Raw genomic sequence first — 26,056 nt, 5'->3', positions numbered from 1 at the left:
TCCAGACGGAGCGAGGGAGACAATCATGGATATCGGACTTCTGATCGACGGCGACAAAAGGGATGCGTCCGGCGCGGCCGCCTACGAGCGCATGGACCCGTTCACCGGCAAACTGGCAACGCGCGCTGCCGCTGCCAGCGTTGCCGACGCCAATGCTGCCGTGGAAGCCGCGGCCGCTGCCTTTACGACGTGGTCGAAGACCGGGCCGGGCGAGCGCCGCGCCTTGCTGTCCAAGGCGGCCGACGTCATGGCCTCCAAGGTCGGCGAATTCACCAAATTGATGATGGAAGAGACCGGCGCTACCGGCCCCTGGGCCGGTTTCAACGTGATGCTGGCGGCCAACATGCTGCGCGAGGCGGCGGCGATGACGACGCAGATTTCGGGCGAGATCATCCCTTCCGACAAGCCGGACACGATCGCCATGGCGATCCGCCAACCCGCCGGCGTGTGCCTCGGCATCGCGCCGTGGAATGCGCCGGTCATCCTCGGTACCCGCGCCATCGCCATGCCGATCGCCTGCGGCAACACGGTGGTGCTGAAGGCCTCCGAAATGTGCCCCGGCACACACCGGTTGATCGGTCAGGTGCTGGTCGAGGCCGGCCTGCCCAAGGGCGTCATCAATATCGTCACCAACGACCCCAAGGATGCCGCTGCGATCGTCGAGGCGCTGGTCGCGCATCCCTCGGTCAAGCGCGTCAACTTCACCGGCTCGACCAAGGTCGGGCGCATCATCGCCGAGCTTGCCGGGCGGCATCTGAAGCCGGCGCTGCTCGAACTCGGCGGCAAGGCGCCGCTGCTGGTTCTTGACGACGCCGACATCGACGCAGCGGTCAATGCGGCAACCTTCGGCGCCTTCATGCATCAGGGCCAGATCTGCATGTCGACCGAGCGGCTGATCGTCGATGAGAGCATCGCCGACGAATTCGTTTCCAAGCTGGCCGCCCGCGCGTCGAGCCTGCCGGCCGGCGATCCGCGTGGCCATGTCGTGCTGGGCTCGCTGATCAGCAGCCAGGCGGCCGACAAGATGGAGGAGCTTGTCGCCGATGCCGTCGCCAAGGGCGCCAAGCTTGCCGCCGGCGGCAAGCGTGCTGGTACCGTTGTCGAGGCAACGCTGCTCGACCATGTGACGCCTGCCATGCGCGTCTATGCCGAAGAGTCCTTCGGGCCGGTCAAGCCGGTGATCCGGGTGAAGGGCGAGGACGAGGCGGTGCATGTCGCCAACGACACGGAATACGGCCTGTCGTCGGCGGTGTTCAGCCGCGACATCAAGCGTGCCATGGCGGTCGCCGCGCGCATCGAGGCGGGCATCTGCCACATTAACGGGCCGACCGTCGGCGACGAGGCGCAGATGCCGTTCGGCGGCGTCAAGGGCTCGGGCTATGGCCGCTTCGGCGGCAAGGCCTCGATCGCCGAATTCACCGATTTGCGCTGGGTGACGATCGAGGACCCCGGCCAGCACTATCCGTTCTGAGCCGGCCTCGTCTCGCTGTCGGCAATACGGACCAAACGGCCAGGGACGGCGTGAGGCGAACGCTGGCGGATCGCATCAGACCGGGCGCCAGTACGATGCAGCCAGTGTCGATGCCGCCGCCCGTGCGGTTGAAGGCATCGGTGATGTTGCTGACCGGCTCGGCGCAAAAGAACGGCTCGCCGGGCGGCGTGTAGAGAACAAGGAAATCGAGCGGCGCCTCGGCCTCGATGTCCAGTCGCCGTCCGTGTTCGGGCCAGGAGATCCGGGCGCGGCGCGCCCATCCGGTGAAAACCGTGTCGAAGTCCACTTCCGATACGTCGAAACCGATGGACGGGTCGGCTCCTGCCGGCGGCAGGACATGCCGGACGGGCAGGACCTCCGTGTCCGTCTCCCACATGCCTGACACCGGCGCCTGGACATGCGCCCACGGCGTCGACGGGAAATAGGGATGGAGGCCGAAGCCAAACGGCATCGGTGCGTCCGACAGGTTGCGTACCTTGATGGTCACGCAAAGCCTGCCGTCAGCCAGCGTTATCTCTTGCTCGGCTTCATAGCTCCACGGCCAGGAATCGGCGGCGTGGCGATAGCGCAGGACGATCGTGCCGGCTTCATGCCTGACGACCACCCAGGGCCGGCGCCAGCCATGACCATGCTCACGATGAGGATCGTCGGCGGTCGTCGGAAGCCGGATGGTGCGTCCCGCGAACTCGAATCGGCCGCCCCTTATGCGATTGGAATAGGGAACGAGCGGGAAGCAGGCCATGGCGCCGGCATCGCGACTACTGATCGCCGCTGGATCGGCCGGGCGCAGCCAATCCACAGCGGCGCCATCTTGCCACCATCGATACGACGCCAGCGCACCGCCGGCGGCCGGAGCAATGTCGACCGTCGCGATGCCATCGCTGATCGAGACCAGTTCCGTGCGCTGCGGGGCAACCGCAGCGAAATTCTTTGTCATCGGCGCTCCCCCGTCCCTTGACTCCAATCGCCATGGCGATAAGACATATCATATGAATAGTATGAAGAATAAGAAATCTTTTAGCACGGCACGGACGTCGCGGGTTGCCATGGCGGTTTCCAGCGGCTCCACCGCATTGCACGCGACCGTCGTCGAGCAGATCGGCCTGCGCATCGTGCAGGGCGACTTCCTGCCCGGCGAGGCGCTGCCCAATGCCGACGATTCCAGCGAGATGCTGGGGGTCAGCCGCACGGTGCTGCGCGAGGCGATCAAGGTTCTGGCGGGCAAGGGGCTGGTCGAATCGCGGCCGAAGACCGGCACGCGAGTGCGCCCACGCTCCGACTGGAATTTCCTTGATCCGGACGTGCTGTCATGGCGCTACACCGGCGGTGTCAGCGCCGACGATGTGCGGGCGCTGTTCGAACTGCGCCGCGCCATCGAACCGATGTCGGCAGCACTTGCCGCCCAGCGCGCCACGCCGGCACAGATTGCCGAGATCCAGGCGGCACTCGCCGAAATGGAAGCGGTGAGCGACGATGGCGACCGCTTCGCCAAGCCCGATCTGGTGTTCCACCAGACCATCCTGCGCATGACCGGCAATGAGCTGATCGGCTCGCTGGCGGCACTGGTCGAAACCGCGCTGGTGATGAGCTTTCGCCTCTCCAATGACAATCCGGAAGGCCAACGCCATTCCTTGCCGCTGCATCGCGAGGTGGCCGAGAAGATCGCCGCCGGCGACGCCGCCGGCGCGCAGAAGGCACTGCTGGTTCTCATCGACAATGCAGAGGACGACGTGCGCCGCAGCGTCGAGAACCGCAACAGACGCCGCCAGGATCGGGGCCAGCAATCGTGACCGACACCAAACGCAAACTGCGGTCCGAAGCCTGGTTCGGCGGTGAAGGCAAGAACGCCTTCATGCACCGCAGCTGGATGAAGAATCAGGGCATCCCGGCCGACGCCTTCGACGGCCGCCCGGTGATCGGCATCTGCAACACATGGTCGGAGCTGACGCCGTGCAATGCGCATCTGCGGGCGCTGGCCGATCACGTCAAACGCGGCGTCTACGAGGCCGGCGGTCTGCCGCTCGAGTTCCCTGTCATGTCGCTGGGCGAAAGCAACATGCGTCCCACAGCCATGCTGTTTCGCAATCTGGTCAGCATGGATGTCGAGGAATCCATTCGCGGTAACCCCATCGACGGCGTCGTCCTGCTGGTGGGCTGCGACAAGACCACGCCGGCGCTCTTGATGGGGGCCGCCTCGTGCAATCTGCCGACCATCACCGTTTCCGGCGGGCCGATGCTCAACGGCAAGTTCCGTGGGCAGGATATCGGCTCGGGTACCCATGTCTGGAAATTCGCCGAGGAAGTGAAGGCCGGCCGCATGCCGGTCGCCGACTTCCTCGCCGCAGAACAGGGCCAGAGCCGGTCGGCCGGCAGTTGCATGACCATGGGCACGGCCTCGACCATGGCCAGCATGGTGGAAGCACTCGGCATCGGCATGCCGGACAACGCCGCGATCCCGGCCGTGGATTCGCGCCGTGGCGTGCTCGCGCAGATGGCCGGACGCCAGATCGTCGATCTGGTCCGCAGGGACGTGAAGATTTCGGACATTCTCACGAAGCAAGCGTTCGAGAACGCCATTCGCGTCAATGGCGCGATCGGCGGCTCGACCAATGCGGTGCTGCATCTGATCGCCATCGCCAACCGGATCGGTGTCGATCTCAGCCTCGAAGACTGGGACCGCCTTGGCCGCGACGTTCCAACCATTGTCGACCTGATGCCGTCGGGCCGGTTCCTTATGGAAGATTTCTACTATGCCGGGGGGCTGGCTGCGGTCATGGCGTCGCTTGATGAAGTGGGGCTTCTTCATCGCGACGTCATGACCGTCAGCGACAAGACGATCGGCGCGTTGATCGACGGCGCGCCCAACTACAACCGCGAGGTTATCCGGCCGCTGAGCGAGCCATTGACCGAGCAAGGCGGCATCTCGATCCTGCGCGGCAATCTGGCGCCCAATGGCGCGGTCATCAAGCCATCGGCGGCAACGCCGGAACTGATGCAGCATCGCGGCAAGGCGGTCGTGTTCGAGAACATCGAGCATTACTACGCCCGCATCGACGATCCGGAGCTGGATATCGACGCCTCCTCGGTGATGGTGCTGAAGAATTGCGGGCCGCGCGGCTATCCCGGCATGGCCGAGGTCGGCAACATGCCGCTGCCGGCGAAGCTGCTCAAGCAGGGCGTCTCCGACATGGTGCGCATCTCGGATGCACGCATGAGCGGCACGGCCTACGGCACGGTGGTGCTGCATGTCGCGCCGGAGGCCGCGGCCGGTGGCGCGCTGGCCTTGGTGCGCGACGGCGATCTCATCGAGCTCGATGTCGCCGGCCGCCGGCTTGAACTGCTGGTATCGGACGAGGAGCTAGCGATCCGCCGCCGCGACTGGAAGCCGCCGGAGCCGCCTGAAGGCGGCTATCAGAGCCTCTATGTCGAGCGCGTGCTGCAGGCCGACAAGGGCTGCGACTTCGACTTTCTCGTCGGCCGGCGCGATGCCGGCATCCCCCGGCATTCCCATTAGAGAGGCGCGCGATGACGGATGAAATCGGCTACGCCATCTACCCAAGCCTCAAGGGCCGCAGCGTCTTCATAACCGGCGGCGGCAGCGGCATCGGCGAAAGCCTGGTGCGCCATTTCTGCGCGCAAGGCAGCCGCGTCGCCTTCGTCGATCTGGCGGAGGAGCCTTCCAGGCATCTGGTCGAGGCGATCGCGGCCGAAGGACACCCAGCGCCGCTGTTTATTCCGTGCGATCTGCGCGATGTCGAGCAGCTACAGGCGGCAACCGCGCAGGCGATGCGGCACAATGGCCCGATCCAGGTGCTGTGCAACAATGCCGGCAACGATGACCGCCATCAGACCAAGGACGTGACGGTGGCCTATTGGGACGACCGCATGGCGGTCAACCTGCGCCACCAGTTCTTCGCCGCGCAGGCGGTGCGACCGCAGATGAGCGCGCAGGGGGGTGGCTCGATCATCAATTTCGGCTCCATCACCTGGATGGTCGGCGATCCCGATTGTCCGGCCTATGTCACCGCGAAAGCCGCCGTCTACGGCATGACGCGGGCGCTGGCCCGCGAACTCGGCCCCGAGCGCATCCGGGTCAACTGCATGGTGCCGGGCTGGGTGATGACCGAGCGCCAGATGCGCCTGTGGCTCAATCCGGCCGGTGAACGCCAGATCGCCGAAAGGCAGTGCCTGCCCGACCGGCTGCAGCCCGCCGACATCGCGCGCATGGCGCTGTTCCTCGCCGCCGACGACAGCCGCATGTGCACGAGCCAGCAGTTCATCGTCGATGCGGGCTGGGTGTGACCGACACGGCTCCAAGGGAAGAAGGGTATTTCATGCGTCTTGTTCAGTACAGAATGCCGGATGGCAGCAGGCGGGTCGGCCGCGTCTCCGAAGACGGCAATCACCTGCACCCGCTCGACAAGACCGGCAGCGTGCTGGAGCTTGCCGAAGCGGCGATCGCCGAGGACATGTCCGTCGCGTCGCTGGTCGAGAAGCGCACGAGCGCTGCAACGATCGACTACGACGAGCTGTTGCGCGATGGCCGCGTGCTGGCTCCCGTCGATCATCCGGAACCGGCGCGCTTCCTGGTAACCGGAACCGGCCTGACTCATACCGGTAGTGCCGCCGCGCGCAACCAGATGCATGTTCTGACCCATGGCGACGGTGCCGCGGAATCCGATTCCTTGAAAATCTTCCGCATGGGGCTGGAGGGCGGCAAGCCTGGCGCCGGCAAGATCGGCATCCAGCCCGAGTGGTTCTTCAAGGGCGTCGGCACCTGCGTTGTGCCGCCCGGCGCGCCGCTGCCGATGCCGGCATTCGCGAAAGCCGGCGCGGAGGAAGCCGAGATCGTCGGGCTTTATCTCAATGGGCCGGACGGCCATCCCTATCGCATCGGCTATGCGCTCGGAAACGAATATTCCGACCACGTGACGGAGGGCGAGAACTACCTGTACCTCGCGCATTCGAAGCTTCGCTCCTGTTCGATCGGGCCCGAGCTGCTGATCGGCGACCTGCCCGAAGAAGTCCGGGGCCATTCCCGCATCCTGCGCGACGGCACTGTCATCTGGGAACAGGAGTTCCTGTCGGGCGAGGCGCACATGTCGCACTCGATCGCCAATCTCGAGCACTTCCATTTCCGCTACCCGATGCACCGAAGGGCGGGCGACCTGCACGCCTATTTCTTCGGCGCGGCGGTGATGAGTTACGCCTCCGGCATCAAGACGGCCTCCGGCGACGAGTATGAAATCCAGGCACAGGCATTCGGCAAGCCACTGCGCAACCGGATGGTGTCGGTGCCGGACGAGGGACTGGTCACCGTCACCCAGCTGTGACGGCAGAGGCCCGGAAATTACGGTCCACCAGAACGACAATGGGAGATTAAAAATGGGACTGAAGAAAGCGTTTCTAAAACTAGCGACAATCGGGCTCGGCATCGGCCTGATGACATCGGCGGCCTTGGCCGCGAACCTTCGGGTGTTGGCCTGGGACGGCTATGCCGACCCGGACTGGGTGAAGGATTTCACCGCGGCAACCGGCATCGGCGTCGATGTCGTCTTCATCGGCAGCGATGACGAGATCTGGGCCAAGATCAAGGGCAGCGAAGGCCAGGATTTCGATGTCTTTGCCGTCAACACCGCCCAGCTGCAGCGCTACATCAAGGCGGACCTGGTGTCTCCGATCGACATCACCAAGCTGCCCAACCAGAAGGAGGTGCTGCCGCGCTTTCGCGATCTGTCCAAGGTCAGCGGCGACACCAAGGACGGCAAGGTGTTCGGCATCCCGTTCTGCTTCGATTCCATCGGGCTGATCTACGACACCGACAAGGTCAAGCCGGCACCGACCTCGATGTCGGTGCTGTGGGATCCGGCCTACAAGGGCAAGATCCTGGCCTACGACAATGGCGAGCACAATTTCTCGTTCACCGCGCTGACGTTCGGTTACAAGGATCCGTTCAACCTCGACGCGGAGCAGATGGCGGCGGTCAAGGCCAAGCTGGTCGAGCTCAAGCGCAATGTGCTGAGTTTCTACACCACCGCCGACGAGGCGCAGCAGATCTACCAGAACAATGACGTTGCCCTGATCTGGGCCAATTACGGCCAGCAGCAGGTCAAGGCGCTGCAGAAGATCGGCGCCCATGTCGCCTACGTCAATCCGAGTGAAGGCGCTCTGGCCTGGCTCGACAATTGGGTGATCTCCAAGGGTGTGCGCGACAATGCCGCGGCCGAGAAGTGGATCGACTTCATGCTGACGAAGAAGGTCAGCGGCGAGCTTTCCGAGCGCACCGGTTTCGGCAACACCGTGGTCGAGTCAAGCAGCGCCGGCAGCAACGACAAGCTGGTCTGGCTGAACAATGTCGAGGACCCTCTGAAGCGGTCGGACATGTGGAACGAGATCAAGGCGACGCCCTGATCCTTTCCGCGGCCCGATCCAGAATGACCCGGCGGTCCGGACGTTCCGGACCGCCGCAGCGTATGCGAGACTGTACCATGAACCAGAACACCGACCTGCTGACGCTGCGGTCCGTCTCGAAATCCTACGGCACGGTTCCCGTGCTGCACGACATCGACCTGTCTATCCGGGATGGCGAGTTCCTGACCGTTCTTGGACCGTCGGGCTCGGGCAAGACCACGGTCCTGCGGCTGATCGGCGGGCTGGAGCCGCTGACCGCGGGCGAGATCCGCCTCGACGGCCAGGACATCAGCCGCATGCCGATCAACAAGCGACCGTTCAACACCGTGTTCCAGGACTATGCGCTGTTTCCGCATATGACCGTTTCTGGCAATGTGGGCTATGGTCTCTCGGTGCGCCATGTCCAGCGCAAGGAGATTGCGCGCCGTGTCGCGGAAGCCCTCGATCTCGTGCAACTCGGACGTTTCGCCGACCGCTTTCCGGCACAGCTTTCCGGCGGCCAGCGCCAGCGCGTCGCGCTCGCCCGAGCGCTGATCTGCCAGCCACGCCTGATCCTGCTTGACGAGCCGCTCGCCGCGCTCGACCTCGAACTGCGCCGGCAGATGCAGGAGTTCCTGAAATCCATCCAGCGCGAGATCAAGACCACCTTCCTTTTCGTCACGCATGACCAGGAAGAAGCGATCGGCATGGCCGACCGGATCTGCGTCATGCAGGCCGGCCATATCCGCCAGCTCGGCACGCCGCACGAGCTTTACTACAAGCCGAATTGCGAGTTCGTGGCGCGCTTCTTCGGCGAGAACAATCTGGTGGCCGGAAAGCTCGGCCCCGTCCAGGGCGAGCAGCGGCCGATCGAGACCGCACTTGGGCGGCTGATCTGTTCGATCAGCGACCAGCCGCATCTGAAGGCCGCACCAGACGGCGCGAGCGCCTTCGCGGCGTTCCGACCCGAGGCCTTGCATCTCGCCGACGCCACGGACGCCGACAACCGCTTTTCCGGCACCATCTCCGATCTGGCCTTTGCCGGATCGTCCACCGTCGCCACGATCACGGCGTGCGCGGACACTGCCGCGCAGCGGCTGCGGCTGCGAACCCCAAGCCGGATCGACGGCAGCGCGCTGAGATCCGGCGAGACGGTTTCGCTTTCGTTTGCGCCGCATGAAGGCCATCTGGTGCTGGCATGAGCGCGGCCGTCACGACACAGCCCGAGGAAAGGCGTTTGTCGCTGCTGGTGACCGTGCTGGCTTTCGCTCTGCCGGTGATCTTCGTCCTGGTGCCGCTGGCGATCTTCCTGGTCTACAGTTTCTTCAGCGTCGACCAGGGCACGATCGTCTACGCGCCGACGCTCGGCAACTATGTCAGGTTCTTTACCGACCCGATCTTCCTGCCGGTGTTCTGGAACACCATCGTGCTGTGCGTGTCGGTGGCCGTCATCTCCATCCTGCTCGCCTATCCCGCTGCCTATTTCCTGACGACGCTGAGAGGGCGGTGGCGCTATGCCCTGCTGATGCTGCTTCTGGTGCCGCTGCTGATGAGCTACGTCATCAAGATCTACGCGATCCGCAGCATCCTCGGCCTCAACGGCTTCCTCAACAAGGCGCTGGTGGCAATCGGCATCCTGCAGCAGCCGTCGACGCTTTTCGTGTTCAACATGAACGCCATCCTGTTGACGCTGAGCCTGCTTTTGATCCCCTTCGCAATCTTGCCTATCTTCCTGTCGCTGGAGCGGATACCGCAGACCTTGCTGCGTGCTTCCGACGATCTTGGCGCGAGCAGCTTGCAGACGTTCCTGCGCATCACCCTGCCGCTCAGCCTGCCCGGCGTCGCCTCGGCGGCGAGCTTCGTCTTCGTGCTGGCGATCGGCGATTTCCTGACGCCGCAGATGGTCGGCGGGATCAGCGGCTTCACTTTCGGCCGCATCCTCTACAGCCAGTTCGGCACGGCCTATAACTGGCCGTTCGGCGCCGCACTGTCGGTAGCGCTGGCGATCGTGGTGATCTGCGCAATCCTCATCGGCGAACGGTTCGGGCGCAGACGGGGGACGTCGGTATGAACGCCCTGCCCCGCCCCTCCACCATCTTCTTGGCCGCGATCACAACGCTGGTCGCGATGCTGCTCTACAGCCCGCTATTGGTGCCGATCGTGTCGTCGTTCTTCGCCATCTCGCACGGCGATGTCGACTGGTCGTCACCCACCCTCTCGACCTACCGGGCTCTGGCCGGGAATCACGACATCCTGGCTGCCTTGCGCACCACGCTGATCGTCGGCCTGTGCACCGTCGTGCTCGCGGTGGTCAGCGGAACGTTGCTGGCACTCTATTATCACGGCCGTCGCTCGGGGCGCGCGATCCTGCAGTTCATCATCTTCCTGCCGTTCCTGATGCCGCCGATCATCAGCGGCCTGGCGCTGCTGATCTTCTTCCGCGAGATCGGCCTCGAACGTTCGCTGCTGACGGTCGTCATCGGCCATACGGTCTTCGTGCTGGCGATCGTCTATCGCACCGTGCTGATGCGGCTGCAGTCGATGAGCCGCACGCTGGTCGAAGCGTCCTACGATCTCGGCGCCACCGGCTGGCAGACCTTCTGGCGCATCATCCTGCCGAACCTGTCGAGCGCCATGGTCGGCGGCGCCATCCTGGCCTTCGCGCTGTCGTTCGACGAAACCATGATCACCATCCTGGTCACCGGCACGCAGAGCACGTTGCCGGTCAGGCTGTGGGCGATGATGCGGCTTGGCTTCTCACCCGACATCAATGCACTGGTGGCGCTGATCCTGATGTTCACCGTGCTGCTCTGCGTCCTCGCCGCCCGTTTCCTGATCCCCAGGCAGATGGCGACGGAGCGGAACTGAGCGCTGGCTTACAGGGCGATGCTTGTCATCGGGGAACGGCAGTTGGATCGAGGTCGAAGACACGCCCCCGATTGAGGATGTTCTTCGGGTCGAGCGCCGTCTTCAGCCGCCGCATCGTGGCGATTTCGGCGTCGCTGCGCACCAGATGCAGCCACTGTTTCTTGTCGAGGCCGATGCCATGTTCGGCCGAAACGCTACCTCCCGCCGCCGCCACACCGCGATAGACGATGCCGTAGGCGGCCGCCGGATCCGCCGTCAGCACCTGGTAATGCAGATTGCCGTCGCCGAGATGACCGAAGACATAGATGTCGGCGCTGGGATCGACGGCATGGATGGCCGCGTCGGCTTCTTGCAGGAACGCGCCCATGCGCGCCAGCGGGATGCTGATGTCGACGCCGATCAGGCCTTTGATCGAAAACAGCACGCGATTGGCGTCCTCCCGCACGTCCCAGAGCGCCCGGAATTCGCGCGGCGACTGCGAGACGACGACATCGTCGACCACGCCGTCCTCGACCGCCTGCATCAGGACCTCGGCGAAGCGCTCGCCGTCGCGCTCGGGCTCGCTGCCCTGGATTTCGGCCAACACATAGACCGGAGAGCCCACAGGCAACGGCGCCGGCATGGCCATGCTGGCAGCCATGACGTCATAGAGCGGTGCGAAATTCACCTCATAGGCAGACAATAACGGGCCGAGCCTTTGCCGCAGCAGCCCGAGCAAGGCGATCGCCGCATCGAGCGAAGCGAGCGCGCAGAAGGCGTTCACCTCGGAGGCCGGCTTGGGGTGCAGCCGGAGCGCGGCGCGGGTGACGACACCGAGCGTCCCTTCCGCGCCGATGAAGAACTGGCCGAGGTCATAGCCGGAATTGTCCTTGGGCAGGCCCTTGAGCGAGGACAGCACGCTGCCATCGGCCAGCACGGCCTCCAGCCCGAGCACCTGCGCCCGGTACATGCCATAACGCAGCACGCGGATGCCGCCGGCATTGGTGGCGATGTTGCCGCCGACCGTCGCCGAGCCGCGCGCGCCGATATCGACGCCGAACATCAGCCCGGCGCCGTCGGCCGCCTCCTGCACCGCCTGCAGCGTCGCGCCCGCTTCGGCGACGATGCTGGCGGCTTGAGCGTCCGGCGCGGCGAGGCCACTCATGCGTTCCAGCGACAGCACGATCTCGCCGGGCTGGACGCGGGTGCCGCCAGCCAGCCCGGTGCGCCCGCCCTGGACGACGACCGGCTGGCCGAGAGCGTTGCAGCCAGCGAGCGCTGCCGCGACACCGACGGTATCGCGCGGACGCAGCACGACTTCGGGCAGCACGCCAAGCTTGCCGTCGGGATCGTCGCGATAGCGCTGGTCGACATCGGCGCCGGCAAGCACGCCGCCCGCGCCCAGCCGATCGCCAAGGGCGGAGAGAAGCCGTTGCGTTTCAGGTGACATCGGACTCAGGCGCCGGCGTGGCGAAGCGCGTCGTCTGCGTCCCGCGACCGGATGGGCCGATGAGTATTTCCGTCCGACACGCTTGCCATCCTTCAACTGCAGCCGGCCGATCCTATTCGGGATCGCCTGCCGTGCAAGCGATATCGCCTGCCCTGAGCGACGCCGGCATCAATCACCGTAAGACGCGATCGATGCCGGCAGCACTATGTCTGCTTACTGAAGCTTGGCCTGCAGCGCGTTGACGTCGTCGGTGGTCATTTCGCCGTCGGTGGTCACCTTGCCGTCGATGATCTTCCACAGCCGGAACGGGCCGGTGATGTCGCCGAATTTGTCGAAGGCGACCGGACCGATGACGCCTTCGTAGCGGATCGGCTTGCCGTCCTTGATCAGGCCGAGCGCCTTGGCGAACTCCTCCTTGCCGGCGAAGATCGGCGTGCCGGCCGGATCGACCGCCTTGTACATGGCATCCTTGATCTTGGCCGGATCCTCCGAGCCGGCAATGGCGATAGCCAGCCCGACAATGGCCCCGGCATCATAGGAACGATCGGCCGCCGGGTTGGAGGGTTCGATGCCGGAGAATGCCTTGTAGTTCTTGGTGAAGTACTCGGTCGATGCGGTCGGGCTGGTTCCCGACGACGTGCCGTAGGCGTCCTTCAGATAATCGGCGCCAACCGATTCAATGAAATCAGGGCTGTTCATGCCGTCATTGAGCAGGAATTTCTGCACGCCGCCTTGCGAAATCCAGGTGCGGGCAACGGTGGCGCCGTCGACCGGCGTGCTGACCAGATAGAGGCCGTCCGGCTCGCCGGCCATCGCTGCCGTGACTTCCGAGGCATAGCTCGACTGCTTCTCGTTGTAGGGCGTGTCGGAGACGATGGTGCCGCCGAGCGCTTTGTAGGCGCGCGAGAATTCGGCCACCATGTTGACGCCGAAATCGTTGTTGACGTGGATGATCGAAAGCTTCTTGAAGCCCTTGTCTATGGCGTATTTGGCGGCAGCCACACCTTGCAGCGCATCGGACGTGATGGTGCGGAAGAAGATGCCGTTGGTCTTGCCGTCGCGGCCAAGCGCGGTCAGCGTCGGCGAGGAGGACGCCGGCGAGACCTGGACGATCTTGGCAGGTGCTGTGACAGAGGTCAGGATCGGGATCGACACCGACGAGATGATGCCGCCGATGATGACTGGCACCTTCTTGACCTGGACCAGCTGGGTCGCGGCGTCGACGGCGATGTTGCCCTGGCTCTGGCTGTCGCGCGTATCGGTCACCAGATCGCAGCCGCGCACGCCGCCGGCTTCGTTGATGTCGCGAAAAGCCATTTCGACCGACTTGGCGCCGGCCTGGCCGTATTCGCCGGCCGGACCGGTCAGTTCCATGACGAGGCCGACGGTGATCTTGCAATCGGCGGCCTGCGCTGCGCCCGCCATCGTGACGAGAGCAAGCGCGGTGGTGAGTTGGAGTATCGTCTTTCTCATTGTTGTTCCCCTTTCGTTACTCGACACTAATTGATCTCTGGAGCCTGTTCAGCGTTCCGGCACCTGCAGCCAGGTTTCATGCAGGTGTCGCCATTCGACGCCGTTGGGCGCCGATGAACTGGTGGTGAAGACAGCGCTCGACTGGCGGCGGCTGTGCTTGCCGCCGCGCAACTGCGCCTCGACGTAAAGGACGACGATGGAGTCCTCGGTTTGCCAACCGGGCCTGATATCCTCGATCGAAATGGCAAACCCGTCGTCGCACGTGGCGCGGCTTGAGCGGACATGATCAATCACAGCGTCACGGTCGAGGATCTCGCCGCTCGGTGCGATCATGGTCAGGCCTTCGCCCATGACGTCTTCGAAGCGCGAGAAATCCACCGTGTTCGCACGCGCGGCGACGAACCATTCAACGAAGAAGCGATGCAGGCCGACGACCTCGGCGCTGGCCCGCGAAAACAGCGTCGAGTTGCTGGCGCTCATGTGCGGCCTGCGTTCAAATTGTAGTGCATGATCGAGCCGTGGCGGCCGTGACGGTCGCGCTCCAGCGCGTAGACATCGCCAAGGGGACCTTGGCCCTGCGCGATCACAGCCGCGATCTTCGCCCGGTCATCGGCGTCGAGCGGGACGTCCATGATGCCAGCATTGGCGAGCGCATGCGCCTGATTGCGGGCGCCGACGATGACGGCGGCGACTCGCGGCTGATCCAGCACCCAGGCGCTGGCGATGGTGGCGATGTCGACGCCGTGGCGGTCGCCGACGGCCTTCAATGCATGGAGCAGCTGCTGGAACAGGTCCCAGCCGCCGAAATCGTCGATGATCAGCTTGTATTTGACCAGCGAGCGGTTTTCGAGCGGCGTGCTGGGTTCGGCGACCCCAAGCCATTTGTCGCTGAGGAAGCCGCCGGCTACCGAACCATAGCAGAGGAAGCTGACGCCATTTGTCTTCGCAAGCGCTGCGAGATTGTGCGCAGGCCGCTGATCGAGTACCGAATATTGCAGTTGCTGGCTGACCAGCGGAATGCCGGCGGCGAGGATTTCGGCCAGCCGAGGCGTGTCGAAATTGGTGGTGCCGAGATTGCGCACCTTGCCCTCGCGCCGAAGCTCGTCGAGCCAGCCCATCGCCTCGACATAGCGAGGCTGGTCATAGTCCCACCAGTGAAACTGGACGAGATCGAGCCGCTCGGTCTTCAGCCTGCGCAGCGACTGCTCGACGATGCCCCTGATATAGTCGCGGCTGATCGTTGCCAGCCGTTCCAGGTCGGGCACCAGCTTGGTATGCACCTTCATTCTTGCGGCAACGTCGAGGCCGCGCTCACTGGCCAGCCGCAGGCGCGCGGCGCCGATCAGTTCCTCGACGCCGGTGTAGATATCGGCGCAATCATAGGTCCAGATGCCAGCATCGAAGGTGGCGATCAGGTCGGTCACCGCCTGTTGTCGGTCGATGGCGCCATGGCCGCCGGCAAGCTGCCAGCCGCCGCGAATGACACGCGAGATGGTGTAGCCGGGGCCGAGTTCGAAAGTCTTGGCGGTCATCCCTTGTCATTCTCCTTCGGCAGCGGCACGGCCGTCGTCTCGGCATGGCTGAACCGCCGTTTGCCGGTCCTGATGATTCGTAGCCGGCTGGCGCAATTGGGATCGGGACAGGCGATCTCGGCGTCCGATGTCATCCAGTCATTGGCATCGGTCGGGCGCTGCTTTGCCGCCAGCAGCGGCAGCACGGCGGCGAGCGAATAGATCGAGAAGCCCTGCCCTGCCGGCATCGACAGCATTTCGCCCTTGAGTTCAAAATAATCACCCGCCTTGGCGCCACAATAGATCGGCTTGCCCTGCGGGATGACCGCCTCGACGCGAAGGTCGAAGAGCTCGAAACTGTCGTCGGCCATGTCAGGCCTCCACCAGGCTGAAGGTGACGTCGCAGGCGCCGTTGCGGCGGATGACGCCACATGAGGCGGCGAATTGGTCGCGCTCTTCGGCGCGTAGCTGCGCCACCACGCTGCCGGCCAGCCAGCCGATCGGGAACAGAAGCCGCGCGCCCTGTCCGTAGTAGAGGCCGATGTCGAAAATGGCATCGGGGTTGCCGCCCCACATGCGCGGCGGAACGTAGGACAGCACGATGTCTCCGGGCTGCGGCGTCAGCGTCGCGTTCTCCGCCGGCAAGGGCCTGGCATAGGGCTGGCCATCGAGATCATCTGATGGAATCGGGCAGGAGATTTCCGGTCCCGTCCACATCGCATGGATGCCGGGGACGACACGTGGCGTGGCGAGGTACGCCTGGAGAAAGGCGGCGTTTTCCGGCGCCTTTTCGGGCCGCAGCAGCGCCGTCACGGAAAGCTGCGAGCGCGGTTCGGTGATCCTGATGGCCGGCTTGTTCATGTCTGGCCTCTCGCGGCGGCGGATTGAAGCTTGTCGCGCAGGAAGGCAAAGGGCCGGCTGATATCGGCCACCAGCGCCTCGCGCGCCGCTTGCGCATCCTGCTTGGCGAGCGCCGCGACGATGCGGCGGTGATAGTGCGCGGTGTCGACCTCACCGGCGTCGGAAAAGGCATAGATGGCGACGCGGATGCAGGGGCCCGATTGCAGCCACAGGCTTTCGATCATCGGGATCAGCACGGCCGAGCCGCAGCAGCGGTAGATCTCGAAATGGAAGCTCTGGTTGAGCGTCGCTTCGCGGTCGATATCCTTCTTGTGCGTCAGGGCCCGCATCTCGTCCCACTCGCCGAGCATGGCTTCAATCGAAGCGATCTGGCGCGGGTTCATGCGCGTGGCGGCAAGCGCGATCGCCTCGCCTTCGATAAGTGAACGGGCGCGCAAAAGGTCGTCGATACGCTCCAGCGTGATCGGCGGCACGCGCACCGAGCGGTTGGGCAGCGCTTCCAGCGCCTTTTCCGTGATCAGCCGGCCGAGCGCTTCGCGCACCGGCATGGTCGAGGTGACCAGCGCATCGGCAAGGCCGCGGATGGTCAGTACCTGGTTCGGCTCGAACAGGCCGCCGATCAAAGCGCGGCGCAATTCAGAATAGACGCGATCCTGCACGGTCTCGCGGCCGACCGGCGTAAGCTGGGCTGCGATTGTTTCGTTGGTTCGCTCGATGGCAGCCTTCTGCATTCCCGGCTTTTGCCCCGTTTTCGGCTTGCGGATGAAATTAAAGCCGAATAGCGTGATCAAAGCAAGTGTGATCACAAATCAAAAATCAGGAGACGGCGATGATCGTCTTCGGCCAGAGGGTTTGATGAGCGAGGCAAGCGAACGGCAGGGGAAGGACACCCGTGCGCCGGTTCTGACGGCAAGGCATGTCGTCAGGCGGTTCGGCGGCCTCGTCGCCGTCAACGATGTCTCGTTTGACGTCAAAGCAGGCGAAATCCTTGGCCTCATCGGGCCGAACGGCGCCGGCAAGACGACCATGTTCGACCTGCTGGCCGGCAGTATCCTGCCTTCCAGCGGCGACATCCTTATCAACGGCGCGAGCGTCTCGGGCGAAGCCGCGCATCTGCGCATCGGCCGTGGCCTTGGCCGCACCTTCCAGATCCCGCGCCCGCTGCCCAATCTGACGCTGATCGAAAACATCATGCTGGCGGCACAAGGTCAGGCCGGCGAGAAATTACTCGCAAACTTCGTCACGCCATGGCGGGTGGCGGCACAGGAAAAGGTGGCCAGGGCAAAGGCGCTCGACCTGTTGGAACTGGTGACCCTCACCCATCTGGCGCATGAGCCGGCGCGCGTGCTGTCCGGCGGCCAGCGCAAGCTGCTCGAACTTGCCCGTGTCATGATGGCCGACCCGGCGATCATCCTGCTCGACGAGCCGGCAGCCGGCGTCAACGCGACGCTGCTGGAAGTCATCATCGACCGCATCCGCGACATCAATGCGCGCGGCATCACTTTCCTTTTGATCGAACACAACATCGACATGGTGACGCGGCTCTGCCACCGCGTGCTGGTCATGGCGAGCGGCCAGTTGCTGAGCGAAGGCACCGCGGAACAGGTCGCCCGCGACCCGCGTGTCATCGAAGCCTATCTCGGAGGCACGGCATGAGCGAGACCGTCCTCGATGTCCACGATCTCGAAGCCGGCTATGAGCCTGGCGTGCCGATCGTGCGCGGCGCCTCGATCACTGTCGGAAAGGGCGAGATCGTCGTCGTCCTCGGCCCCAACGGCGCCGGCAAATCCAGCTTCATCAAGGCGATCGCCGGCCTCGTCCCGATCACCGCCGGCACGGTGTTTTTGGACGGCAAGGACATCACGGCCGCGCCCGCCCATACCATGGTGCGGCTTGGCCTGGCCTTCGTGCCGCAGACCGAGAATATCTTTCCGCTGATGTCGGTCGAGGACAATCTGAAAGTCGCCTGCGGCATCCTCGAGCGACGTGAAATCCCTGCGCGTATCGACGAGATGTATGCGGCCTTCCCGGATCTCGTGCGCCAGCGCCGCACCGCCGCGGGCAATCTGTCGGGCGGACAGCGTCAAATGCTTGCGGTCGCCCGCGCCCTGATCGTGCATCCCAAGGTGCTGGTTCTCGACGAGCCGTCGGCCGGCCTGTCGCCGAAATTCGTGTCGATGGTGTTCGAGATGCTGGCCGGCATCCGCAAATCCGGCGTCACCATCCTGCTGGTCGAACAAAATGCCAAGGCAGCACTGGCCATCGGCGACCGCGCCTATGTGCTGGTCGAGGGCAAGGACCGGCACGAGGGCGTCGCTTCCGAGCTGTGGAACGACCCGGTCGTCGCCGAACTCTATCTCGGCCAGCGCCCTGCTCGTGCCGGCAAGGGAGGCGCGGCATGAGCCTGCAATTTGTCGTCGACGGATTGCTGACCGGCTCGATGATCGGGCTCGGCGCCATCGGCGTGACGCTGACCTATTCGATCCTGCGCTTCTCCAATTTTGCCCATGGCGACTTCATGGCCTGGGGCACCTATGCGACGCTCGCCGTCGTCAGCGCCATTGGCGCCACCTTTGGCAAGATGGCACCCATCGCGCCGCTGTCCTTCGGCTGGCCGCTCCTGGTTGCCCTGGTCGTCGGCATGGCCTTTACCGCCTTGCTGGCGCTGCTGCTCGACAAGGTGCTGTTTTCGCGGCTGCGCTCGCAGGGCCAGGCCATCATCGTGGTGATGGCGAGCTTCGGCGCCTCGATGGCGCTGCGGAGCCTGCTCGAATTCACCTTCACCTCGCGGCCGACCTATTTCAGCCGGGCGATCCAGATCGCCATGCCGGTCGGCTTCGGCATACGCATAACCCCCGACCAGATCGCGCTTCTGCTGCTGACCGCCGTGCTGGTGCTCGGTGTGCATCTTTTGATGACGCGCACGCAGACCGGCCGCGCCATGCAGGCACTGAGCCAGAACGCGGCGCTGGCCCGCATCGTCGGCATCGACGTCGCCAGCGTCGTGCGCGTCACCTGGGTCATCGGCGGAGCGCTTGCCTGCGTCGCCGGCGTGATGATCGGCATTCTGGTGCAGATCCGTCCGTTCATGGGCTTCGACATGCTGCTGCCGATGTTCGCCGCCGCAATCCTCGGCGGCATCGGCAGCATTCCGGGCGCGGTGCTCGGCGGGCTGATCATCGGGCTCGCCGAGGCCGCCGCGGTGCAGCTGATCGGTGCCGAATGGCGCGCCGCCGTGTCCTTCATCATCCTGATGGCTGTCTTGTTCGTGCGGCCGATCGGCCTTTTCGGAGTTCGGGAAAGATGATCGATATCATCGGTTACGGCGCCTTCTTCCTGACCACCGCGCTGATCTTTTCGCTGGTCACGCTGGGGCTCAATCTGCAGTGGGGGTTGACCGGCCTGTTCAATGTCGGCCTCGCCGGTTTCGTCGCCATCGGCGCCTACACCTCGGCCTTGCTGACCACACCGGATGATGCCGCGCGGTTGGGCGGCTTCGGCCTGCCGATCCTTGTCGGCTGGCTTGGCGCCATGGTCGTCGGCGGCATTGCCGCTGCCCTGACCGGCATGGCGACACTGCGGCTCAGGTCCGACTATCTGGCGATCACCACTTTCGGCGTCGCCGTCGTCGTGCAACTGGTCGCGCTCAATGCGCAGAAGCTGACGGGCGGGCCGTTCGGCATCGGCTTCATCCCGCGTCCCTTCGGCGGCCTCGCCGAGACGCCGCTGCTGTTCAACCTGTCCAACCTCGCCGTCGTCTGCGCGGTCACGCTGATCGCCTATCTCGCCCTGGAGCATCTGTCGCGCAGCCCCTGGGGACGCGTGCTGAAGGCGTTGCGCGAGGATGAGCGGGCGGCGATCTCGCTGGGCAAGAGCGCGCGCTTCTACCGCGTCCAGGCCTTTGCCGTCGGCGGCGCGATCATGGCCCTGGCCGGCGCACTGCAGGCGCATTTCACCGGCTTCATCGCGCCGGACAATTATTTGCCGATCCTGACGTTCCAGGTCTGGGTGATGCTGATCGTCGGCGGTTCCGGCAGCAATCTCGGCGCTGTCATTGGCAGCATTCTGGTCTGGGGGATATGGGCTGGGTCGGGTACGTTGACCAGTGCGCTGTTTGCGCCCGAGCAGCAGGCGCGTGCGGCCTCGCTGCAGATCGTCGCCATCGGCGTCATGCTCTGCGTCATCCTGCTGATCCGGCCGAACGGGCTGTTCGGCGACAGGCCGCGTCGCCCGCGCTTCGGGAAGCGAGCAAAAGCGGCGGCGATCAAGAGCAGTTCCGGCTCATGACCGCTGCGATCGGGCAGGAAGCGCACGGCGCCTCACTCTGGCACGCCGTCAGCCGCAATCGCCGGGAACGGCCGGCGCTGAGAGGCGGGCTGGATGTCGATCTGGCCATCGTCGGCGGTGGATTTTCCGGCCTGTCGGCCGCGCTGCACGCCGCCGAAAAAGGCATCTCGGTCGCCGTCCTCGAAGCCGAAATCATCGCCTGGGGCGCGACCGGCCGGAATGCCGGTTTTGTCGTGCCGAACTTCGCCAAGATGGACCCGGACAGCATCGTCGCGCATCTCGGCCCCGAGCGCGGTGAACGCCTGATCGACCTTGCCGCCGGCAGCGCGGACCTGGTCTTCAGCCTGATCAAACGACACGGTTTTGACTGCGACGCGGTGCAGAACGGATGGATCCAGCCGGCACATTCGCCTGCAGCGTTCGAGAAGGTCAAATCGCGCGCCGGGCAATGGGCACGGCGCGACCGGCCTGCGGTCACATTGGATCGTCAGGACGTCGAGGCCCTGACGGGCGCGCGCGGCTATGTCGGCGGCTGGATGGACCGTTCGGGTGGCGTGCTCAATCCGGTCGCCTATGCGAACGGACTGGCCAATGCGGCGCGGAAGGCTGGCGCCAAGATCTTCGAGCACACGCCGGTCAGTTCGGTCGATCGCATGGCCGATAGCTGGTCGCTGAAAACGCCATCGGGCTCGGTGCGTGCCGGCAAGGTGCTGATCGCCACCAACGCCTATGGCGGGTCGCTCAATCCGCTGCTGCAACGTAGCTATTTTCCGCTGAAGATTTTCCAGATCGCGACCGAGCCTTTGCCGCGCGAGGTGCGGACGCGTCTGCTTCCTGGCGGGCAAGGCGTCGGCGACACCAGGCGCAATCTCTTCACCTTCCGCTTCGATGCCGACAACCGGCTGATCAGCGGCGGCATGCATATTCTGAGCGCCGGCGCCGACACACGTGTGCCGCAGACAATCTGGCGGCGGCTGGCCAGGCATCTCGACCTGCCGGACCTGCCGCCGCTTGCCTGTGGCTGGTCGGGAATGGCCGCGGTCGAACCGGATTTCCTGCCGCACCTCCTGGATCTCGGGCCAGGGCTGATCGCCGGCCGCGCCTGCAACGGTCGCGGTATCGCCATGACGACGGCGATGGGCAAGGCGCTGGCCGACTGGGCCGCCGGGACCGAAGCGCGCGACTTGCCGCTGCCCTTCGCGCCGCCGGCGCCGATCCCCTTCCACGCGCTGCTGCGGCACGCGCCCAACGCGCTGCTCGGCTGGAGCATGCTGCGCGACCGGCTGGACGAGACAGCGTAGGCCGCTCCAGCCGCCGTCCGATCAGGCCGTCGTGCGAAGATTTTCAGAGAGAACCGCGGCCGCCAGGGCGATGTCCTGTTCAAGGGAGACCCGGACAGCAGGGCCATCGCGCTGCTCCAACGCAGCAACAATCCTGCGATGCGCGTCGTTCGACTGCGGAATATATCGCTCGGCCTGCATCAGAAGCTTGAGATAAGGCCCGACCCGGCCCCAGAGGTCGCGGATCATGTTCAACAGGATCGGCGCGCCGGCATGCTGGTAGATGGCGAAGTGAAACGCCTCGTTCAGCGCGAGATAGGCGCTGGCGTCGCCGGCCTCGATGGCGCGCTGCATGCCGGCGAGCGTCGCCTGTATCTCGACCAGCCCGCTATCGCTCATCCGCGTGGCGGCCATCTCACCCGCCAACCCCTCGACGGCGATGCGGATATGGGTCAATTCCTCGAAGGCCGGGGCCGACAGCAAGGGCACGATAACAGAGCGGTTGTTCTGCATTTCGAGCAGCCGCTCGGCGACCAGTCTTTGCAGCGCCTCGCGGATCGGCGTCGTCGAGATGCCGAAGGTCTCGGCAAGCTTGCGGATGACCAGCGTCTGGCCCGGGCTGAAACCGCCTGAAATCAATTCCTGCTTGAGCGCGCCATAGGCGCGGTCGTTGAGGGTTTGATGTTCGAGCTTCAGCATGCGCGGTCCAGATCACCAATTCGACAAAGCGCGGTCGAGCGTCTCGGCCAACTGCTCGGCATTGTCCCTGGCAAAGGGCAGAGGCGGCCTGATCTTCAGCACATTGCCGCGCGGACCGCAGGACGAGATCAGCACGCCATCCTCGCGCATGGCTTCGACGACAGAAGATGTCTTGCTGGCGGCCAGCGCCGCGTCGCCATCCGCCGTCAGCTCGACGCCGAAATAGAGACCGTTGTGCCTGACGTCACCGACCATGCCGTGACGGCCCTGCAGAGCGCGCAGCAGGTCAGCCGTATAGGCGCCGACATTGCGCGCGTTCTCGATCAGCCCCTCGCCTTCGATCACGTCCAGAACCGCGATGCCGACGGCGGCCGCGACCGGATTGCCGCCGAAGGTGTTGAAATAACCGGTATTGGAGCCGAAGGATGAGACAAGCCGCGGCCGCACCAGCACCGCGCCCATCGGATGGCCGTCGCCGATCGGCTTGCCCATGGTGACGATGTCGGGCTCGAGGCCATAATTGGCAAAACCCCACATGCCCTGGCCAAGGCGGCCGAAACCGGACTGGACCTCATCGGCGATGACGATGCCGCCGGCCTTCCTGACGTGATCCGCCGCCTCGCGCATGACCGCCGCGTCGGGGAAGAAAATGCCGTCGCTGGAAAAGGCCGAGTCGAGCAGCAGCGCCGCCGGACGGATATTCTGCGCACGCATGTCATCGATGGCGGCCGCGACATTCTTGGCGAAGTCCTTCGCGGCGCGGCCGTGGTCGCGGAACGTGTCCGGCGCCGCCACAGTCCGGTGGTGCGCGGGCACGCCCTTCGCGCCGACCGCCGCCGGCGACAGCTGCGCGGTGGCGATCGTGGCGCCGTGATAGGCGAAATCGGTGATGATGACGCCGGTGCCACCGCTCGAATGCTGCGCGATGCGGATGGCGAGGTCGTTGGCCTCGCTGCCGGTGCAGGTGAACATGGCATGGCCGAGATGGGCCGGAACCGTGCCGAGCAGTTTTTCCGCGTAATCGAGGATGATCTCGCTCAAGTAGCGGGTATGGGTGTTGAGCGTGGCGGCCTGTCCCGACAGTGCCTCGACGACGCGGGGATGGCAGTGCCCGACCGAGGCGACATTGTTGTAGGCGTCGAGGAATTTGCGGCCTCTCGCATCGTAGAGCCAGACGCCGCTGCCGCGCACCAGATGGATCGGGTTGCGGTAGAAGGCGCGATAGGTCGGCCCAAGCAGGCTGGCGCGGCGTTCGAGCAGAGCGCGATCGCCTGCCGAAGCGTCGGCGTCGGCAAGGACGTTCGTGGGTGAGGACTGGGACACGGGCATCTACTCCGGATTGGAATGGTCGAGAAAATAACGGCGGGCCTCATCCGATGACAGCCCATCGAGCCGTTCGAGCGAGGTCCAGACCTCGGCGATGAGGCGCAGCACATAGGCGCGCTTGGCCGGAAACCGTTCCGCCTGCCAACTGGCGATGTTGGCAATGAGCGCAAGGCGGGCACGGACCAGATCGAAAAGGATGCCGATTTCTTCAGCCTCGAGCGGCTGCACGGATTGATAGCCGGCGACGAAGCGCGCGGCCGGCGCCAGCGGATGACCTTCAGCCGGCCAGCGGTAGACGGCGCCGATGGCGAGATCGCAGATCAGCGGCGAGTGGATCATGTCGCCGAAATCGAGGATGCCGCTCACCACCTCCGGCCGCGAGGCATCCATCACCACATTGTAGGAGTTCATGTCGTTGTGGACGATCTGGGCGCGCAGGCTCGGAATGACCGGCGCCGCACGCGCCTCGAAGGCATCGATGACGCGCTCGACCATGGTGCGGTGGCCGGCGTCGGCGATAAACGCCAGCATCGGCCGCGTCTTGGCGACCTTGCGGATGTCCCAGAGCAGGTCGCTGCCGGCGGCTGGATGGAAGAAGCCGCGCAGAGCCCGGCCAAGCCGGGCGAGGAAAATGCCGAGATTGCGATCCTGCGCCGCCGACGCGGGGCAGCGCGACAGCAACTGGCCGGGCAGATAGGTGACCAGCCGGATGATGCGCGGCGCCGATCCGCCGACGCTGACCGTGAACTGCGCTTCGCCCTCGAGGCTCTTGCGCACCGAAGGGACCGGCAAGGTCGGGTCGACCCCCAGGATGTGGTCGAGAGCCTTGTTCTGGAAATCGGTGAAGCCGGCCTCCTCCGCCGGATGGGAAATCTTGAGGACGAACTCGCCCTCGCCGTCGGTATGGATGTGGAAATTGTGGTCGCGTTCGCCGGGCAACGGACGCGCGCTGCCGGCGAGGCCGTAGTGCCGGCGCAAGATGGCAAGCGCGTCGGCAATCGAAACGTCAGGCGCATCCTCGGCCAGCGTTTCGCCAAAGCCGTCTGGCACGGCCGCATTCATGAGCTTACCTCCGGATCGATCGGCTCGAGACCGCACCAGTCGGCGATGAACAGCGCAATGGTCTGGGTGACCTTGCGCACCGAATCCAGATCAACGGCCTCGTCATAGCCATGCGGCATGCGGCAGATCGGGCCGTAGACGATCGCCGGCGTGTCGGCATAGAGGCCGAAGAAGCGCGCATCCGTCGTCGCCGAGGTGACATGCTCCGTCAGCGGCTCGCCCCAGACGGCGGTATGGCTGCGGCGCAGCACGGCTTCCATCTCGTCGGCACCTTCCAGCACATAGCCCTCGGCCATGAAGCCATTGTAGCTCATCTTGGGCGGGCGATTGGCCAGGAAGGGATCGGCACGGGCCGCATCGGCGATGCAGGCTTCGAGCTCGGCCCTGGCGTCCTCGAGCTTCTGGCCGGGATAGGTGGCGACCCGCATCTCGAATACACAGCGCGCCGGCACGCTAGATGTCCATTCGCCGCCTTCGATCTTCCCGAGGTTGAAGCGGATCGGATGTGGGTGATCGCAGAAATGCTTGTCATCGACCTTGCGCGCATTCCAGACGATTTCGAGCTGCTTCAGCGCCTGGATGATGAGAAAGGCCTTCTCTATGGCATTGGCGCCGGCCGAGAAAGCGCCGGAAGCGTGCTGCGGATCGCCATCGACCTCGACCCTGAACCAGATCGGCCCTACCTGCGCCCGCATCAAGCGCGGTTCCAAGGGCTCGGGAATGAAGGCGGCATCAGCGCGGTAGCCGCGTTGCAGGCAGGCGAGGGCGCCATTGCCGGTGCACTCCTCCTCGACCACAGACTGGAGGTAAACATTGGCGGCCGGCTGGCAGCCGAGGCTGCGCAAGGCGGCGAGCGCGTAGAGACAGGCCGACAGGCCGGCCTTCATGTCGCCGGCGCCGCGGCCATGCATCCAGCCATCCTCGATCGCCGGATCGTAGGGGTCGCGCACCCAGCGGTCGAGCGGCCCCGTCGGCACCACATCGATATGGCCGTTGAGGATCAGCGAACGGCCGGTGGCGTTTCTCGGCGTGTGGGCGGCGACGACATTGAAGGCATCGTCATAGGAGACCGCTACCGGCGAAAACCCCGGAAGGTCGCGGATCGCGTCGACATCGACACGCCACATGTCGACGGCATAGCCATCTGCCTCATAGGCGGTCGCCATGAAGGATTGCGCCGCGTGCTCCTCGCCGCGCTGGGAGGGAAAGCGCACGAGTTCCGCCAGGAACGCGACTTGCCGCGCGAAGCCGTCGTCGACCGCGCGCAAAATGGCTTCGTCGGCAATTCGCTCAGGCATGATATTCCGCTTTCCCGTGAATGGTGTATCATATCTCATATGCCATTTCCTGGAAAGGCAAGGAGACAGGTCGGGCCAAA

At 65.0% G+C, this 26,056-nt stretch carries 26 protein-coding genes; 14 read left to right on the top strand and 12 right to left on the bottom strand.

Annotated features, from left to right (window positions below; translation table 11 throughout):
- Nucleotides 1–25 precede the first annotated feature (25 nt).
- Nucleotides 26–1,471 carry an aldehyde dehydrogenase gene (locus FJV80_RS00525; protein WP_142875275.1) on the top strand — a complete coding sequence of 482 codons (1,446 nt, stop codon included), beginning with the start codon at nt 26–28 and terminating at the stop codon, nt 1,469–1,471.
- Here the strand turns inward: FJV80_RS00525 and FJV80_RS00520 are convergent.
- A complete protein-coding gene (locus tag FJV80_RS00520) occupies nt 1,416–2,429 on the bottom strand; it encodes an aldose 1-epimerase (protein WP_246688870.1) in 1,014 nt (337 codons plus the stop codon). The genes FJV80_RS00525 and FJV80_RS00520 overlap by 56 nt on opposite strands.
- A 109-nt stretch (nt 2,430–2,538) precedes the next feature.
- Here FJV80_RS00520 and FJV80_RS00515 point away from each other — a divergent pair, with 109 nt between their 5' ends.
- The 8 genes from FJV80_RS00515 (at nt 2,539) to FJV80_RS00480 (ending at nt 10,750) form a co-directional block, all read left to right on the top strand.
- The gene (locus tag FJV80_RS00515; protein ID WP_095786757.1) at nt 2,539–3,282 is read left to right on the top strand and encodes a FadR/GntR family transcriptional regulator; all 744 of its coding nucleotides are present in this window, start codon (nt 2,539–2,541) and stop codon (nt 3,280–3,282) included.
- Nucleotides 3,279–5,006 carry an IlvD/Edd family dehydratase gene (locus FJV80_RS00510; RefSeq protein WP_142875274.1) on the top strand — a complete coding sequence of 576 codons (1,728 nt, stop codon included), beginning with the start codon at nt 3,279–3,281 and terminating at the stop codon, nt 5,004–5,006. The genes FJV80_RS00515 and FJV80_RS00510 overlap by 4 nt, the downstream gene beginning before the upstream one ends.
- An 11-nt stretch (nt 5,007–5,017) precedes the next feature.
- Complete coding sequence (locus tag FJV80_RS00505) at nt 5,018–5,794, top strand: SDR family oxidoreductase (protein WP_142875273.1); 777 nt, start codon at nt 5,018–5,020, stop codon at nt 5,792–5,794.
- Between the two features lie 32 nt (nt 5,795–5,826).
- Nucleotides 5,827–6,825 carry an AraD1 family protein gene (gene araD1, locus FJV80_RS00500; RefSeq protein WP_142875272.1) on the top strand — a complete coding sequence of 333 codons (999 nt, stop codon included), beginning with the start codon at nt 5,827–5,829 and terminating at the stop codon, nt 6,823–6,825.
- A gap of 52 nt (nt 6,826–6,877) precedes the next feature.
- The gene (locus FJV80_RS00495) at nt 6,878–7,903 is read left to right on the top strand and encodes an ABC transporter substrate-binding protein (RefSeq protein WP_142875271.1); all 1,026 of its coding nucleotides are present in this window, start codon (nt 6,878–6,880) and stop codon (nt 7,901–7,903) included.
- A 77-nt stretch (nt 7,904–7,980) separates the two neighbouring features.
- Nucleotides 7,981–9,084: an ABC transporter ATP-binding protein gene (locus FJV80_RS00490; RefSeq protein WP_142875270.1), complete on the top strand. Its 1,104-nt coding sequence runs from the start codon at nt 7,981–7,983 to the stop codon at nt 9,082–9,084.
- Nucleotides 9,081–9,953 carry an ABC transporter permease gene (locus FJV80_RS00485; protein ID WP_095786763.1) on the top strand — a complete coding sequence of 291 codons (873 nt, stop codon included), beginning with the start codon at nt 9,081–9,083 and terminating at the stop codon, nt 9,951–9,953. The genes FJV80_RS00490 and FJV80_RS00485 overlap by 4 nt, the downstream gene beginning before the upstream one ends.
- Entirely contained in the window at nt 9,950–10,750 is an 801-nt protein-coding gene (locus FJV80_RS00480) for an ABC transporter permease (RefSeq protein WP_142875269.1), read from the top strand. Before FJV80_RS00485 ends, FJV80_RS00480 begins: the two co-directional genes overlap by 4 nt.
- A gap of 25 nt (nt 10,751–10,775) precedes the next feature.
- On the opposite strand, the gene FJV80_RS00475 is transcribed toward FJV80_RS00480, so the two are convergent.
- From FJV80_RS00475 to FJV80_RS00445, 7 genes are all read right to left on the bottom strand, one after another.
- Nucleotides 10,776–12,179 carry an FAD-binding oxidoreductase gene (locus FJV80_RS00475; RefSeq protein WP_095786765.1) on the bottom strand — a complete coding sequence of 468 codons (1,404 nt, stop codon included), beginning with the start codon at nt 12,177–12,179 and terminating at the stop codon, nt 10,776–10,778.
- 213 nt (nt 12,180–12,392) lie between these two features.
- Nucleotides 12,393–13,652: an ABC transporter substrate-binding protein gene (locus FJV80_RS00470; RefSeq protein WP_095771243.1), complete on the bottom strand. Its 1,260-nt coding sequence runs from the start codon at nt 13,650–13,652 to the stop codon at nt 12,393–12,395.
- Between the two features lie 48 nt (nt 13,653–13,700).
- Nucleotides 13,701–14,132, bottom strand: a complete 432-nt coding sequence (locus FJV80_RS00465; protein ID WP_142875268.1) for a DUF4440 domain-containing protein — start codon at nt 14,130–14,132, stop codon at nt 13,701–13,703.
- Nucleotides 14,129–15,184 carry an aldo/keto reductase gene (locus FJV80_RS00460; protein ID WP_142875267.1) on the bottom strand — a complete coding sequence of 352 codons (1,056 nt, stop codon included), beginning with the start codon at nt 15,182–15,184 and terminating at the stop codon, nt 14,129–14,131. Before FJV80_RS00460 ends, FJV80_RS00465 begins: the two co-directional genes overlap by 4 nt.
- Entirely contained in the window at nt 15,181–15,534 is a 354-nt protein-coding gene (locus FJV80_RS00455; protein WP_095786768.1) for a TIGR04076 family protein, read from the bottom strand. Before FJV80_RS00455 ends, FJV80_RS00460 begins: the two co-directional genes overlap by 4 nt.
- Before the next feature lies 1 nt (nt 15,535).
- On the bottom strand, nt 15,536–16,024 hold the full coding sequence (locus tag FJV80_RS00450; RefSeq protein ID WP_095786769.1) for a DUF3830 family protein: 489 nt from the start codon (nt 16,022–16,024) through the stop codon (nt 15,536–15,538).
- The gene (locus FJV80_RS00445) at nt 16,021–16,755 is read right to left on the bottom strand and encodes a GntR family transcriptional regulator (protein WP_142875266.1); all 735 of its coding nucleotides are present in this window, start codon (nt 16,753–16,755) and stop codon (nt 16,021–16,023) included. The genes FJV80_RS00450 and FJV80_RS00445 overlap by 4 nt, the downstream gene beginning before the upstream one ends.
- Before the next feature lie 124 nt (nt 16,756–16,879).
- Here FJV80_RS00445 and FJV80_RS00440 point away from each other — a divergent pair, with 124 nt between their 5' ends.
- From FJV80_RS00440 to FJV80_RS00420, 5 genes are read left to right on the top strand one after another with little or no spacing between them, the layout of a single operon-like run.
- Entirely contained in the window at nt 16,880–17,680 is an 801-nt protein-coding gene (locus tag FJV80_RS00440; RefSeq protein ID WP_142875265.1) for an ABC transporter ATP-binding protein, read from the top strand.
- Nucleotides 17,677–18,426, top strand: a complete 750-nt coding sequence (locus FJV80_RS00435; RefSeq protein WP_095791180.1) for an ABC transporter ATP-binding protein — start codon at nt 17,677–17,679, stop codon at nt 18,424–18,426. Before FJV80_RS00440 ends, FJV80_RS00435 begins: the two co-directional genes overlap by 4 nt.
- The gene (locus FJV80_RS00430; RefSeq protein ID WP_095771250.1) at nt 18,423–19,331 is read left to right on the top strand and encodes a branched-chain amino acid ABC transporter permease; all 909 of its coding nucleotides are present in this window, start codon (nt 18,423–18,425) and stop codon (nt 19,329–19,331) included. Before FJV80_RS00435 ends, FJV80_RS00430 begins: the two co-directional genes overlap by 4 nt.
- A complete protein-coding gene (locus tag FJV80_RS00425) occupies nt 19,328–20,311 on the top strand; it encodes a branched-chain amino acid ABC transporter permease (RefSeq protein ID WP_185975107.1) in 984 nt (327 codons plus the stop codon). Before FJV80_RS00430 ends, FJV80_RS00425 begins: the two co-directional genes overlap by 4 nt.
- Entirely contained in the window at nt 20,308–21,612 is a 1,305-nt protein-coding gene (locus FJV80_RS00420) for an FAD-dependent oxidoreductase (RefSeq protein ID WP_142875264.1), read from the top strand. Before FJV80_RS00425 ends, FJV80_RS00420 begins: the two co-directional genes overlap by 4 nt.
- Before the next feature lie 21 nt (nt 21,613–21,633).
- Here the strand turns inward: FJV80_RS00420 and FJV80_RS00415 are convergent, their stop codons facing one another.
- The 4 genes from FJV80_RS00415 to FJV80_RS00400 are packed head-to-tail and all read right to left on the bottom strand — an operon-like array spanning nt 21,634 to nt 25,976.
- A complete protein-coding gene (locus FJV80_RS00415) occupies nt 21,634–22,290 on the bottom strand; it encodes a GntR family transcriptional regulator (protein WP_095786773.1) in 657 nt (218 codons plus the stop codon).
- 12 nt (nt 22,291–22,302) lie between these two features.
- A complete protein-coding gene (locus tag FJV80_RS00410) occupies nt 22,303–23,619 on the bottom strand; it encodes an aspartate aminotransferase family protein (protein ID WP_185975106.1) in 1,317 nt (438 codons plus the stop codon).
- On the bottom strand, nt 23,620–24,678 hold the full coding sequence (locus FJV80_RS00405) for a phosphotransferase (RefSeq protein WP_142875262.1): 1,059 nt from the start codon (nt 24,676–24,678) through the stop codon (nt 23,620–23,622). It lies immediately after the preceding gene.
- Complete coding sequence (locus tag FJV80_RS00400) at nt 24,675–25,976, bottom strand: ArgE/DapE family deacylase (RefSeq protein ID WP_185975105.1); 1,302 nt, start codon at nt 25,974–25,976, stop codon at nt 24,675–24,677. The genes FJV80_RS00405 and FJV80_RS00400 overlap by 4 nt, the downstream gene beginning before the upstream one ends.
- Nucleotides 25,977–26,056 lie beyond the last annotated feature (80 nt).

This window comes from Mesorhizobium sp. WSM4310 (genome assembly GCF_007003935.1).
Classification (GTDB): Bacteria; Pseudomonadota; Alphaproteobacteria; order Rhizobiales; family Rhizobiaceae; genus Mesorhizobium.
The sequence above is the reverse complement of the archived record's forward strand: the minus strand, read 5'-3'. Positions and strand labels throughout refer to the sequence as shown.